Origin of the sequence: Cellulomonas sp. NPDC058312, assembly GCF_042880135.1 — a bacterium.
In the GTDB taxonomy this organism is placed as follows: Bacteria; Actinomycetota; Actinomycetes; order Actinomycetales; family Cellulomonadaceae; genus Cellulomonas.
Genome location: NZ_JBHVZE010000004.1, coordinates 149645 through 162491, shown reverse-complemented (window position 1 = coordinate 162491; position 12847 = coordinate 149645). Strand labels below are relative to the sequence as shown.

The window sequence follows — 12847 nt, the reverse complement described above, 5'->3', positions numbered from 1 at the left end:
CGTGCCCGAGGACCGCGCCCCGCGGGACGTGCCCGCGTACGACGCGCCGCGCGTCGAGGCGGCGATCCGCGAGCTGCTGCTCGCGGTCGGCGAGGACCCGGACCGCGACGGGCTCCGCGACACCCCGGCGCGTGTCGCCCGGGCGTACCAGGAGATCTTCGCGGGCCTCCGGCAGGACCCGGCCGAGGTGCTGAGCGCGAGCTTCGACATCGGCCACGAGGAGATGGTCCTGGTCAAGGACATCGAGGTGTACTCCACCTGCGAGCACCACCTCGTGCCGTTCCACGGCGTCGCGCACGTCGGCTACATCCCCGGGCCGGGCGGGCAGGTCACCGGGCTGAGCAAGCTCGCGCGGCTCGTCGACGTGTACGCGCGCCGGCCGCAGGTGCAGGAGCGGCTGACCGGGCAGATCGCCGACGCCCTCGTCGAGGTGCTCCAGCCGCGCGGCGTCCTCGTCGTCGTCGAGTGCGAGCACCTGTGCATGTCGATGCGCGGCGTCCGCAAGCCCGGGTCGCACACCGTGACCTCCGCGGTCCGCGGGCAGATGCGCGACCCCGCCACCCGGGCCGAGGCGATGAGCCTCGTCATCGGGCGCTGACCGGCCTCCCGACCGGTCCCGACGACCCCCTAGGCTGACGACGTGCGTCCCCCCTCGCCGCTCCCGACCGCGCTGACCGCCGCCGGCCAGTCCGGCCGGACGCTGGTCATGGGCGTCGTGAACGTCACCCCGGACTCGTTCTCGGACGGGGGCCGGTGGTTCGCCCCCGATGCCGCGGTGGCGCACGGCCTCGCGCTGCTGGCCGACGGCGCCGACCTGCTCGACGTCGGCGGGGAGTCCACGCGGCCCGGCGCGGAGCGCGTGCCCGTCGCCGAGGAGCTCGACCGCGTGCTGCCGGTGGTGCGCGAGCTCGCCGGACGCGGTGCGGCCGTGTCCGTGGACACCACGCGGGCCGAGGTCGCCGCGGCGGCCGTCGCCGCCGGGGCGGTCGTGGTCAACGACGTGTCCGGCGGACTCGCCGAGCCGGAGATCCGCGACGTCGTGGCCCGGACCGGGGTCGTGTACGTCGCGATGCACTGGCGCGGGCACGCCGACGTGATGGACACGCTCGCCACCTACGACGACGTGGTCACCGACGTGCGGCGCGAGCTCGCGGACCGGGTCGCCGAGCTCCGGGCCGCCGGGGTCGCGGACCACCAGGTCGTGCTGGACCCCGGGCTGGGGTTCGCCAAGCCCGGTGCGGCCAACTGGCCGCTGCTCGCCCGGCTGCCGGAGCTCGTCGCCGACGGGTTCCCGGTGCTGGTGGGCGCGTCCCGCAAGCGGTTCCTCGGCCACCTGCTGGCCGGGCCTGACGGGACGCCCGCGCCCCCCGACCGGCGCGACGGGGCCACGGCCGCGGTGTCCGCGCTGGCCGCGGCGGCGGGAGCCTGGTGCGTGCGGGTGCACGAGGTGCGGGGAACGGCCGACGCGGTGCGCGTCGCGGCCCGGTGGACGGCGACGCCGTCCGGGAAGGACGACCGATGAGCGACGAGGACGTGCGGGGCCAGGGCGGTCAGCGCCTGGACCGGGTGCGGCTGACCGGCGTGAGTGCCACGGGGTACCACGGGGTGTTCGCGCACGAGCGGCGCGAGGGGCAGACCTTCGTCGCCGACGTCGTCGTGCACCTCGACACCCGTCGGGCCGCCGCGACCGACGACCTCGCGCACACGCTGAACTACGGCACGCTCGCCGAGCAGGTGGTCACCGTGCTCGCCGGCGAGCCCGCCGACCTGATCGAGACCGTCGCGGAGCGGATCGCCGCGACCGTGCTCGCGTACCCGCAGGTGCAGGCCGTCGACGTCGCCGTGCACAAGCCGCAGGCGCCCATCACCGTGCCGTTCGGCGACGTCGTGGTCGAGGTCCGCCGCGACCGCACCCGCCTGCCCGCCGCCGAGCCCGTGCCCGCCGACGCCCCGCGCTGGGTGCCGGAGGGCGGCAGCGGGTCGGTGCCGGCGGTCGCGGCAGCGCCGTCCGAGCCGCTGCCCGCGGTGCCGGTGCCGCCGGTGCCGGTCGCGTCGGTGCCGCTGTCGTCCGGTCCCGAGGCGCCGGTGCCCGTGCCGCCCGTGTCCGACGCGGCCGCCACCGCGGTGCTGCCGCTCGGCGCGCTGCTCGCGGCGCCCGGGTCGGACGCCGTCGCCGAGGCGCCCGCGCCGCCCGTCGGGGACCGCGTCGTCCCCGACCGCGCGCCCGAGGACGCGTCCGACGAGGTGGTCGACGTCGAGCTGGTCCAGGACGCCCTCGACACCGCGCCCGACGCGCCCGTGGAGGTCGTCCTCGCGATCGGCTCGAACCTCGGGGCCGCGCAGGACACGCTCCGTGACGCGGTCGCCGACCTCGCGGAGTCGCCCGGCATCGAGGTGCTGGACGTCTCGGCGCTGGCCCGCACCGCCCCCGTCGGCGGGCCGGACCAGCCCGACTTCCTCAACGCCGTCGTCATCGCCCGCACCACGCTGTCGCCCCGCGACCTGCTGCGGGCGACCGCCGAGGTCGAGCGGCGGCACGGCCGGGAGCGCACCGTGCACTGGGGGCCGCGGACCCTGGACGTCGACATCGTGGTCTACGGGCAGGTCTCGGCCGTGACCGACGACCTCGAGCTGCCGCACCCCCGGGCCCACGAGCGCGCCTTCGTCCTGCAGCCCTGGGCGCAGGTGCGCCCGGACGCCGTGCTGCACGGGCTCGGCGGCGGACCCGTCTCCGTCCTCGCCGCCACCGCGCCCGACCGCGACGGGGTGCGCTGGCTCGCGCTCGACTGGCTGACCGCGCCCGTTCCGGCGGCGCAGCACGACGCCGACGCCGCCGCGGGCGCCCCGGACGGCGCGCGGCTGGACGCACCGCTCGACGCCCCGCTGGACGCGCCCCTCGACGGGCCTCTCGACGCCCCGCTGGACGTCGGCACCGGCCCGGGCGTTCCCGGCGACCGGTACGACCCGCTCGACCGGGGGGCCCCCTGATGCAGCGGACCCGGGTCCGCACCCTGGTCCTGATCGCGGTGCTCGCCGCCGGGGCGGGGTGGTTGCTCGTCCGCGTGCTCGGCAGCCGCGGCCTCACCCTGCCGCAGGTGCCGTGGCCGATGGTCGCCGTGCTGGTCCTCATCGCCGCGGTCGTCCTCGGCATGGGCTGGTCGGTGCGGCAGTACCTGCGCGGCAAGCACCCGACGCTCGACCCCGTGCGCGCCGCGCGCACCGTCGTGCTCGCGAAGGCGTCGTGCTACACGGGCGCGCTGCTCGCGGGCTGGTACGCGGCGCAGGTGCTCGACGTGGTCGGGGACCTCGCCATCGAGGCCCAGCGCGACCGCGCGGGGTCCGCGGGCCTGGCCGTCGTCGGCGCGCTGCTGCTGGCGGCGACCGGTCTGGTCGTGGAGTGGATGTGCCGCGTCCCGCCGCCCGAGGACCCGGACGCCACCGAGCCGCGCCCCGACCCGCACCCCGGCACCGCCCCGGACGCTGCGGCGGGCTGACCGGCCTCTCGGGACGGGTCGCCCGGGACCTCGAGGCCGCGCGAGGTCGGTCCGCGGTGGAAGGATGGCCGCATGACCACGCCCGACGGTGACGTCGCCCAGCCGCAGCCCGACTCCCCGGCGGTGCCGGCAGCGGGACCCGTCGCACCTGCCGCACCCGTCGGACCCGTCGCACCTGCCGCACCCGTCGTGCCCGGGGTGCCCGCCGCACCCGGGTCCGCCGCCCCGGCGTCCGCCCCGGTCCGGGAGAGCGAGCCGTTCGAGCCGGCCGGCGTCGTCTGGACGCCGGTGTCCCGGCGGCTGGCGACCGCCCGGTTGATCTCGGGCGTCTCCTGGCTGGCCGTCCCCCTGGTCGGTCTCGTGGTCGCCGCGGCGCTGACCGGCATCCTCGGGCTGTGGCTCGGTGCCGTGGGCGTCGCGCTGCTGACCGCGTGGACCGCGTGGCTGGTGCCGCGCCAGGTGCGGGCGATGGCCTACGCCGAGCGCGCCGACGACCTGCTGCTCCGCAAGGGGATCCTGTTCCGGTCGATGGTCGTGGTGCCCTACGGCCGGATGCAGTACGTCGACGTCTCGGCCGGGCCACTGGCCCGCCGGCTGGGGATCGCGTCCGTGCAGCTGCACACGGCGTCGCCCGGCACCGACGCGTCGATCGACGGCCTGCCGACCGCGGAGGCCGCGCGGCTGCGCGACCAGCTCGCGTCGCGCGGCGAGGCCCGGCTGGCGGGGCTGTGACCGGCGAGCAGCCCGCCGCCGTCCCCGCGGCCCCCGCGCCGGAGCCGCCGACCGACGGGCTCGAGTGGCGGCGGATGCACCCCGTGACACCCGCGGTGAAGGGCTGGAAGGTCCTGGCCGCGGTGCTCGCGGTGATCGCGTGGAACGCCGCCGACGAGGTGCGTGAGCTCGCCGAGGTGCTCGGCGCGCAGGTGTGGCTGTTCGTGGTCGGTGCGGTCGTCGTGGTCGCCCTCATCGGGTTCGGCTACTCCGCGGTCGCGTGGCGGATGACCCGGTACGCCGTCACCGACGACGCCGTGCACCTGCGCACCGGCGTGCTGTTCCGCCAGCAGCGGCAGGCCCGGCTCGACCGGCTGCAGGCCGTGGACGTCGTCCAGCCGCTGCTCGCGCGCATCCTGGGGCTGTCCGAGCTGCGGCTCGAGGTCGCGGGAGGGGCGGGCTCCGCGGTGTCGCTGGCGTTCCTGCGCGAGGCCGAGGCCGAGCAGCTGCGCGCCGAGCTGCTGGCGCGCGCCGCCGGGGTGCACCGCGGGCGCCGGCCCGCGGCAGCGCCGGCCGCCGCCGCCCCCGACGGGCACGTCGTCGACGCTGCGGTCCCGCACGCCCCGACCGGCCTGGTCCCCGCGCCGGGTGCGCCGGACCTCGCCCCGGGTGCGTCGGACCTCACCCCGGGTGCTCCCGTCCCCGCGCCGGGTGCGCCCGAGGACGACTGGGACGCCCCCGCGCCGGTCGCGCCCGAGCAGCCCGTCTACGAGGTCCCGGTCGGCCGGCTGGTCGGCGCGACGCTGCGGTCGTCGGCGACGATCTGGCTGCTCGTGCTGGTGGTCGTCCTCGTCGTGGTCGTCGCGTCGTCGGGGGAGCTCGGCGCCGCGTTCGCGGTCCTGCCCGGACTGCTCGGCGTCGCGTCGTACACCTGGACCCGGTTCAACCGGGGCGCGAACTTCCGCGCCGCGATCTCGCCCGACGGCATCCGCCTGCGGCACGGGCTGACGGAGTCCCGCGCGCAGACCGTGCCCCCGGGGCGGGTTCAGGCGGTCCAGATCACCCAGGGCCTGCTGTGGCGGGGCCCGGACTGGTGGCGGGTCGAGGTGAACGTCGCCGGGTACGGCTCCGACGGCGACCAGGCCGACACCGCCAACGTCCTGCTGCCGGTGGGCACCCGCGAGGACGCGCTGCTGGCGCTCTGGCTGGTGCTGCCCGACCTCGGGACCGCGGACCCGCGCGCCCTGGTCGACGCCGGGCTGTCCGGCCGGGAGGCCGCCGACGACTGGGCGGTCGCCCCGCGGCGCTCGCGGTGGCTCGACCCGATCGGCTGGCGGCGGCACGGCGTGAGCGTCACCGAGCGCGCCCTGGTGCTGCGCTCCGGGGTGCTGATCCGGCGGCTCGTCGTCGTCCCGCACGAGCGGACCCAGTCGCTCACGCTCGCCCAGGGCCCGTGGCAGCGGCGGCTCGGCCTCGCGTCGTTCCAGCTGCAGTCCACCGCGGGTCCGGTGTCCCCGGCCGTCGCGCACCTGGACGCGCGCGTCGCCGCCGGCCTGCTCGACGAGCAGGCCAGCCGCGCCCGCACCGCCCGGGCCGGCGCCGGCCCCGAGCAGTGGATGCGTCGCTCGTGACGCGCCTGGGGATCGGCGTCGTGGGCGCCGGCCGGGTCGGCGCCGTGCTCGGCAGCGCGCTGCGCGCGGCCGGCCACCCGGTGGTCGGCGTCAGCGCGGTGTCGCAGGAGTCGCTGGAGCGCGCCGACGCGCTGCTGCCCGGCGTGCCCGTCCTGCCGGTGCCCGAGGTCGTGCGGCGCGCGGAGCTCGTGCTGCTCGCGGTCCCCGACGACGCGCTCGCGGACCTGGTGGCCGGCCTCGCCGCGACCGGGGCGTGGCAGGCGGGGCAGATCGTCGTGCACACCGCCGGGCGGTACGGCACCGCCGTCCTCGACCCGGCGCGCGCGGCGGGCGTCATCCCGGTCGCGCTGCACCCGGCGATGACGTTCACCGGCACGTCGCTGGACCTGTCGCGCCTGGTCGGCTGCACGTTCGCGGTCACCGCGCCGACGCCGGTGCTGCCGATCGGGCAGGCGCTGGTGGTCGAGATGGGCGGTGAGCCGGTCGTCCTCGACGAGGCCGTGCGGCCGCTGTACCACGCGGCACTCGCGCACGGCGCGAACCACCTCGTGGCGCTGGTCGCGCAGGCCGGGCAGGCGCTCGCGGACGCCGGGGTCGCGGACCCGGGTGCCGTGCTGCGGCCCCTGCTGTCCGCCGCGCTGGACGGTGCCCTGCGCGCGGAGTCGGCCGCGGGGGAGGGCCGCGCCGCCGGCGACCGCAGCACCGGCGCGGTGACCACGCTGACCGGGCCGGTGCGCCGCGGCGACGCCGGCACGGTCCGCGACCACCTCGACGTGCTCACCGGCCTCGGCGTGCGGACCGGGGCCACCGACGTCGCGGCGTCGTACCGGGCGCTGTCCCGCGCGGCGACGGGGCGCGCGCTCGCCGCCGGGCTGCTCCGCGCCGACCAGGGCGAGGCGCTGCTGGACGCGCTCGCCGCGGGGGAGCCGGACGCCCCGGCTCACGCACCGGGTCCGGACGGGAGTACGGTGCACGGCGCGCACGACGACGAGGGCGACGGGGACGGCGGGTCCGCCCCCGGCGCCGACCAGGAGGACCAGGCATGACCGAGGCACGGACGGGTGCCCCCACGGTGGCGCGCACCCGCGCGGAGCTCGAGCGGGCGCTCGCGGCCCGCACGGGACGGCGGGCCGTCGTGATGACGATGGGCGCCCTGCACGCCGGGCACCTGGCGCTGGTGCGCGAGGCCCGCGCCCGCGGCGAGCACGTGGTCGTGACGATCTTCGTCAACCCCCTGCAGTTCGGGCCCACCGAGGACCTCGACCGCTACCCCCGCGACCTGCCGGGCGACCTCGCGCGGCTCACCGCGGGCGACCTGCTCGGCGACGCCGACGTGGTGTTCGCCCCGGGCCCGGACGTCGTCTACCCCGACGGACCCCCGCTGGTGCGCGTCGACGCCGGACCGGTCGGCACCGTCTACGAGGGCGCGACCCGGCCCGGGCACCTCGACGGCGCGCTGACCGTCGTGCTCAAGCTGCTGCACCTCACCGCGCCCGACGTCGCCCTGTTCGGCCGCAAGGACGTCCAGCAGCTCGTGGCCGTGTCCCGGATGGTGCGGGACCTGGACGTGCCGGTCGAGGTCGTCGGCGTGCCCACCGTCCGCGACGCCGACGGGCTCGCCCTGTCCTCGCGCAACGTCTACCTGTCCGCCGCCGAGCGGGAGCAGGCACTCGCCCTCAGCCGCGGCCTGGCCGCCGGGCGCGCCGCCGCGGAGGCCGGCGCCGACCCCGCCGCGGTGCGCGCCGCGGCCCGCACGGTGCTGGACGCCGCCGGGGTCGACACCGACTACGTCGCGCTGGTGGACGCCGGGACGTTCGCGGACGTCCCGGAGCTGCCCGCCGCCGGCACCGCCGTGCTGGCCGTCGCCGCGACCGTCGGCGCGACCCGCCTGATCGACAACTCCGACGTGAGGTGGCCGCGATGAGCTCGCTGCTCCGGCCGATGATGATCGGCAAGATCCACCGCGCCACCGTGACCCAGGCCGACCTGCACTACGTCGGCTCGATCACCGTGGACGCGCACCTGCTCGCCGCCGCGGACCTGCTCCCCGGCCAGCAGGTCGACGTCGTCGACGTCACCAACGGCGCCCGGCTCACCACCTACGTCATCGCGGGTGAGGCCGGCTCCGGGCAGATCTGCATCAACGGGGCCGCCGCGCACCTGGTGCACCCGGGCGACGTCGTCATCCTCATCGCCTACGGGATGCTCCCCGACGCCGAGGCGCGCACCTACGAGCCGCACGTCGTCCTGGTGGACGCCGACAACCGGATCATGGACACCGGCCACGACCCGGGCACCGTCCCGGAGTCCTGGACCGCCGCGTCCGGGCTGCACCCGAGCGGGGTGCCGTTCGACGAGGGCCGCGTGCTCGTCCAGGACGACGTGGCGACGGCCCCGCCGGCCGCGCCGCGCGTGCGCGACGACCTCGGCACGGGTGCCGGCACGGGCACGGCTGCCGGGCCGGGCGCGGGTGCCGGGACGCGCACGGGGACCGGGACGGGGGCGACGGACGCCGGGCGGGACGCGGGCGCCGACCGGTGACCGTCCGCCTCGCCCGCCGCCTCGCGGCCCCGGCCCCCGGCTGGACCGCCCGCGCGGACGCCGTGGTCGTCGGCTCCGGCATCGCCGGGCTGACCGCCGCGCTCGAGCTGCGCACCCGCGTGCCCCGGGTCCTGCTGGTCACCAAGGGCGAGCTGGTCTCCGGGTCGACGGTGTGGGCGCAGGGCGGGATCGCCGCGGCGCTCGCCCCCACGGACTCCCCGGCGGCCCACCTGCGGGACACCCTCGTCGCGGGCGTCGGCCTGTGCGACCCGCGCGCCGTCGAGGTGCTGGTCACCGAGGGGCCCGCCCGGGTGCGGGAGCTGGTCGCGCGCGGCGCCGTGTTCGACACCGAGCCCGACGGCGCGCTCAGCCTCACCCGCGAGGGCGGCCACCACGCCGACCGGGTCGCGCACGCGGGCGGCGACGCCACCGGCGCGGAGATCTCCCGGGCGCTGGTCGCCCAGCTCGAGGCCGTCCGGGCCGACCCCGGCATCGAGGTCATCGAGCACGCGCTGGTGCTCGACGTGCTCACCGGCGCCCCCGGCCGCGACGGACGCCCCGGACCCGTCTGCGGCGTCACGCTGCACGTGATCGGCGCGGGCAGCCGGGACGGCGTCGGGGCCGTGCTCGCGCCCGCGGTGGTGCTCGCCACCGGCGGCATCGGCCAGGTCTTCCGGTCCTCGACCAACCCCGTGCAGGCCACCGGCGACGGCATCGCCGCGGCGCTGCGGGCCGGTGCGACGCTCGGCGATGTCGAGTTCGTCCAGTTCCACCCGACGGTCCTGTGGCTCGGTGCCGGCGCCAAGGGGCAGCTGACCCTGGTCTCCGAGGCCGTCCGCGGGGAGGGCGCGCACCTGGTCGACACCGACGGCCACCGGTTCATGCCCGCCGTGCACCCGCTCGCCGAGCTCGCCCCGCGCGACGTCGTCGCCAAGGCCATCGTCCGGCAGCTCGCCCGCACCGGCTCCGACCACGTGCTGCTCGACGCCCGGCACCTCGGCGCCGACCGGCTGCGCCGCCGGTTCCCGACCATCGCCGAGCGGCTCGCCGAGCACGGCCTCGACCTGGCGACGGACCTGGTACCCGTCGCCCCCGCGCAGCACTACCACTCGGGCGGCGTCGTCACCGACCTCGTCGGGCGGTCCACCCTGCCCGGCCTGTACGCGGTCGGGGAGGTCGCCTGCACCGGCGTGCACGGCGCCAACCGGCTCGCGTCGAACTCCCTGCTCGAGGGCCTGGTGTTCGCCCACCGTGCCGCCCACAACATCGCCCACCGGGTCGAGTCCGGTGCCCTGCGCCCCGCCGAGCCCGTCGAACGGCCCGGCGCCGAGGCCCTGGTCGCCGGCGCCGCACGGTCCCGGATCCAGCGGATCGCGACCGACGGCGCCGGGGTGCTCCGGTCCGCCGCGGGCCTGGCCGCCGCCGCCGCCGCGCTCGCCGGCGTCCGGACCGACGCGCACCGCGCCCCCGACGGCGACGGCTCGCAGCCGGTCGCCGGCCCGCAGGTCGCCGAGTGGGAGACCACCAACGTGCACCAGGTCGCGACGGTCCTCGCCGCCACCGCCGCCACCCGCCGCGAGACCCGCGGCGGCCACCTGCGCAGCGACCACCCCGACACCGACGACGCCTGGCTCCTGCGCGTCGAGGCCACCCTCGCCCCCGACGGCACCCTCACCCAGCACCCCACCCCCCTGACCTGACGGACCCCGCGGGCCCCGGCCCCCACCCGCCCACCCGCCCCACCCCCCACCCGCCCCGAGTGGATCCACCCCGCGCGACGCGCCCGCGTGCCGCCCCGTGTGGATCCATCCCGCGTGTGACGCACCCCCCGCCACCGGCCCGGGTGGATCCATCCCGCGCGACTCGCGGGTGTGTCGGCCCGGGTGGATCCACTCGGGCGGGGCGGGGCAGGGGCAGGGCGAGGTCCGGTGGGGCGGGGCGGCGGAACTAGGGTGGGGGCGTGAACCAGGCAGACGTCCTCGACCCCGGGTGGCTGGTGCGGACCGTCGCCGTCGCCCTCGACGAGGACCTGGGGGCCGCGCCCGGGAGGGACGTCACCACGCAGGCCACGGTCGACCCCGACGTCCCGGGCGTCGCGCACCTGGTGGCCCGTGAGGCGGGCGTCGTCGCGGGGCTGCCCGTCGTCGCGGAGGTGCTGCGGCAGGTGTGCGACCGGCTCGGTCTCGCCCCCGCCACCGTCGAGCTGCGGGTGCCGGACGGGTCGGCGGTCGGGCGCGGGGACGTCCTGGCGGTGCTCTCCGGGCCGGTGCAGGCGCTGCTGGTCGCGGAGCGCACGGCGCTCAACCTCGCGTCGCGGGCGTCCGGGGTCGCGACGCACACCCGCCGCTGGGCCGACGCGCTCGCCGGGTCGGGCGCGCAGGTGCTCGACACCCGCAAGACCACCCCGGGCCTGCGCGAGCTGGAGAAGTACGCGGTGCGGCGCGGCGGCGGCACGAACAAGCGGATGGGCCTGCACGACGTCGCGATGGTCAAGGACAACCACGTGGTCGCCGCCGGCGGGATCGCCGCGGCGGTCGAGGCGGTGCGCGCGCGGTTCCCGGACGTCACGATCCAGGTCGAGGCCGACACCACCGAGCAGGCGCTGGAGGCCGTGTCGGTGGGTGCCCGGTTCCTGCTGCTCGACAACATGCCGACGCCGGTGCTGGCGGCGACCGTGGCGGCGGTCCGCGCGGGGGAGGGGCGGACCGGGCGCGTGGAGCTCGAGGCGACCGGCAACCTGACGCTGGACCGGGCCGCGGAGGTCGCCGCGACGGGGGTCGACTACCTGTCCGTGGGCGCCCTGACGCACTCGTCGCCGATCCTCGACCTGGCGCTCGACCTCGTGGCCGGGGTGCGCGCCCAGGCGTGAACCGCGAGGGCGCGGCCGGTCGATAGGATCGCCGGGTGACCGAGCCCCAGACCGCCGCGCCCGTGACCGCAGACGACCTCCCGGAGCAGCTCCGGGTCCGTCGCGAGAAGCGCGACCGGATGCTGGCCGAGGGCGTCGAGCCGTACCCGGTCGGCGTGCCCCGCACGCACACGATCGCGGCGGTCCGCGCGGCGCACCCCGACCTGGAGCCCGGTCAGGAGACCGAGGACGAGGTCGGCGTCGCCGGTCGCGTCGTGTTCCTGCGCAACACCGGCAAGCTCTGCTTCGCGACGCTCCAGGACGGCGAGGGCAACCGCCTGCAGGCGATGCTCAGCCTCGCCAACGTCGGCGAGGACCGGCTCGCGGCGTTCAAGGCCGACGTCGACCTGGGCGACCACCTGTTCGTGCACGGTGTCGTGGTGGCGTCCCGCCGCGGCGAGCTCTCCGTGATGGCCGACTCCTGGCAGCTCGCCGCGAAGTCGCTGCGCCCGCTGCCGAACCTGTACGCGAAGGGCGACGAGGAGGCCCCGGAGCTCTCCGAGGAGCTGCGCGTCCGCCAGCGGTACGTCGACCTCATCGTGCGCCCGGCCGCGCGCGACGCGGTCCGCCTGCGCGCGGGCGTGGTGCGCTCGCTGCGGGAGAACTTCCACCGCCGGGGCTACCTCGAGGTCGAGACCCCGATGCTGCAGACGCAGCCCGGCGGCGCCGCGGCGCGGCCGTTCGTCACGCACATGAACGCGTTCGACATCGACCTGTACCTGCGCATCGCGCCGGAGCTGTTCCTCAAGCGCGCCGCGGTCGGCGGGCTGGAGCGCGTGTTCGAGATCAACCGGAACTTCCGCAACGAGGGCGCGGACTCCACGCACTCGCCGGAGTTCGCGATGCTCGAGGCGTACGAGGCCTACGGCGACTACGACACGATGGCCGCGCTCACGCAGGACCTCGTGCAGACCGCCGCCCAGGACGTCCTCGGCACCACCTCGATCGTCCTGCCCGACGGCGCGGACTACGAGCTCGGCGGCCGGTGGGCGCAGCTGACGATGTACGGCTCCCTGTCGGAGGCGCTGGGCGAGGAGATCACGCCGGAGACGTCGGTCGCCGACCTGCAGCGGATCGCCGACCGGCTCGACGTCGCCCTCGACCCGAAGCGCGTGAGCCACGGCAAGCTCGTCGAGGTGCTGTGGGAGCACCTGGTCGGTGACCACCTGCACGCCCCGACGTTCGTCCGCGACTTCCCGGTCGAGACCAGCCCGCTCACCCGCGACCACCGGAGCATCCGCGGCCAGGTCGAGAAGTGGGACCTGTACGTGCGCGGCTTCGAGCTCGCGACGGCCTACTCCGAGCTGGTGGACCCGGTGATCCAGCGGCAGCGGTTCGAGGCGCAGGCGATTCTCGCGGCCGCCGGCGACGACGAGGCCATGCGGCTCGACGAGGACTTCCTGGCCGCCGTCGAGTACGCGCTGCCGCCGACCGGTGGCATGGGCATGGGCGTCGACCGCCTGCTCATGGCGCTGACCGGTCTCGGCATCCGGGAGACGATCCTGTTCCCGCTCGTGAAGCCGCAGGCCTGAGCCGGCCGCCCATTCGCGCGGCGTACCCTG

Annotated in this window: 11 protein-coding genes and 1 pseudogene; all 12 read left to right on the top strand. The window is 77.4% G+C overall.

Annotated elements, in window-relative coordinates:
• Position 1: 1 nt before the first annotated feature.
• The 12 genes and pseudogenes from folE to lysS all read left to right on the top strand — a co-directional run bounded on the left by folE (position 2) and on the right by lysS (position 12817).
• Positions 2-598, top strand: a complete 597-nt coding sequence (folE, locus tag ACFVXN_RS13320) for a GTP cyclohydrolase I FolE (RefSeq protein ID WP_389233062.1) — start codon at positions 2-4, stop codon at positions 596-598.
• Positions 599-706: 108 nt separating this feature from the next.
• The gene (folP, locus tag ACFVXN_RS13315; protein ID WP_389234047.1) at positions 707-1522 is read left to right on the top strand and encodes a dihydropteroate synthase; all 816 of its coding nucleotides are present in this window, start codon (positions 707-709) and stop codon (positions 1520-1522) included.
• Positions 1519-2988, top strand: a complete 1470-nt coding sequence (gene folK, locus ACFVXN_RS13310) for a 2-amino-4-hydroxy-6-hydroxymethyldihydropteridine diphosphokinase (RefSeq protein ID WP_389233059.1) — start codon at positions 1519-1521, stop codon at positions 2986-2988. Before folP ends, folK begins: the two co-directional genes overlap by 4 nt.
• Positions 2988-3494 carry a DUF3180 domain-containing protein gene (locus ACFVXN_RS13305; RefSeq protein WP_389233056.1) on the top strand — a complete coding sequence of 169 codons (507 nt, stop codon included), beginning with the start codon at positions 2988-2990 and terminating at the stop codon, positions 3492-3494. The genes folK and ACFVXN_RS13305 overlap by 1 nt, the downstream gene beginning before the upstream one ends.
• Before the next feature lie 198 nt (positions 3495-3692).
• Positions 3693-4226 (top strand): PH domain-containing protein, encoded by a 534-nt coding sequence (locus tag ACFVXN_RS13300; protein WP_389234045.1) that lies wholly within the window; start codon positions 3693-3695, stop codon positions 4224-4226.
• Positions 4223-5836 (top strand): PH domain-containing protein, encoded by a 1614-nt coding sequence (locus tag ACFVXN_RS13295; protein ID WP_389233053.1) that lies wholly within the window; start codon positions 4223-4225, stop codon positions 5834-5836. Before ACFVXN_RS13300 ends, ACFVXN_RS13295 begins: the two co-directional genes overlap by 4 nt.
• Positions 5833-6882: a Rossmann-like and DUF2520 domain-containing protein gene (locus ACFVXN_RS13290; RefSeq protein WP_389233050.1), complete on the top strand. Its 1050-nt coding sequence runs from the start codon at positions 5833-5835 to the stop codon at positions 6880-6882. Before ACFVXN_RS13295 ends, ACFVXN_RS13290 begins: the two co-directional genes overlap by 4 nt.
• Positions 6879-7760: a pantoate--beta-alanine ligase gene (panC, locus tag ACFVXN_RS13285; protein WP_389233047.1), complete on the top strand. Its 882-nt coding sequence runs from the start codon at positions 6879-6881 to the stop codon at positions 7758-7760. Before ACFVXN_RS13290 ends, panC begins: the two co-directional genes overlap by 4 nt.
• Positions 7757-8194 (top strand): annotated as a pseudogene (gene panD / locus ACFVXN_RS13280) (aspartate 1-decarboxylase); the annotation flags it as partial. The gene panC and the pseudogene panD, both read left to right, overlap by 4 nt.
• A gap of 179 nt (positions 8195-8373) precedes the next feature.
• On the top strand, positions 8374-10077 hold the full coding sequence (locus tag ACFVXN_RS13275; RefSeq protein WP_389233044.1) for an L-aspartate oxidase: 1704 nt from the start codon (positions 8374-8376) through the stop codon (positions 10075-10077).
• 260 nt (positions 10078-10337) lie between these two features.
• Entirely contained in the window at positions 10338-11246 is a 909-nt protein-coding gene (gene nadC / locus ACFVXN_RS13270; protein WP_389233041.1) for a carboxylating nicotinate-nucleotide diphosphorylase, read from the top strand.
• A gap of 35 nt (positions 11247-11281) precedes the next feature.
• Positions 11282-12817, top strand: coding sequence for a lysine--tRNA ligase (gene lysS, locus ACFVXN_RS13265; RefSeq protein ID WP_389233038.1), 1536 nt, complete (start codon positions 11282-11284; stop codon positions 12815-12817).
• Positions 12818-12847: the final 30 nt, after the last annotated feature.

Bases quoted from the DNA above. Each gene is read 5' to 3' on its own strand.
- folP (WP_389234047.1), top strand. From the start codon at position 707: ATGGGCGTCGTGAACGTCACCCCGGACTCGTTCTCGGACGGGGGCCGG.
- folK (WP_389233059.1), top strand. From the start codon at position 1,519: ATGAGCGACGAGGACGTGCGGGGCCAGGGCGGTCAGCGCCTGGACCGG.
- ACFVXN_RS13305 (WP_389233056.1), top strand. From the start codon at position 2,988: ATGCAGCGGACCCGGGTCCGCACCCTGGTCCTGATCGCGGTGCTCGCC.
- panC (WP_389233047.1), top strand. From the start codon at position 6,879: ATGACCGAGGCACGGACGGGTGCCCCCACGGTGGCGCGCACCCGCGCG.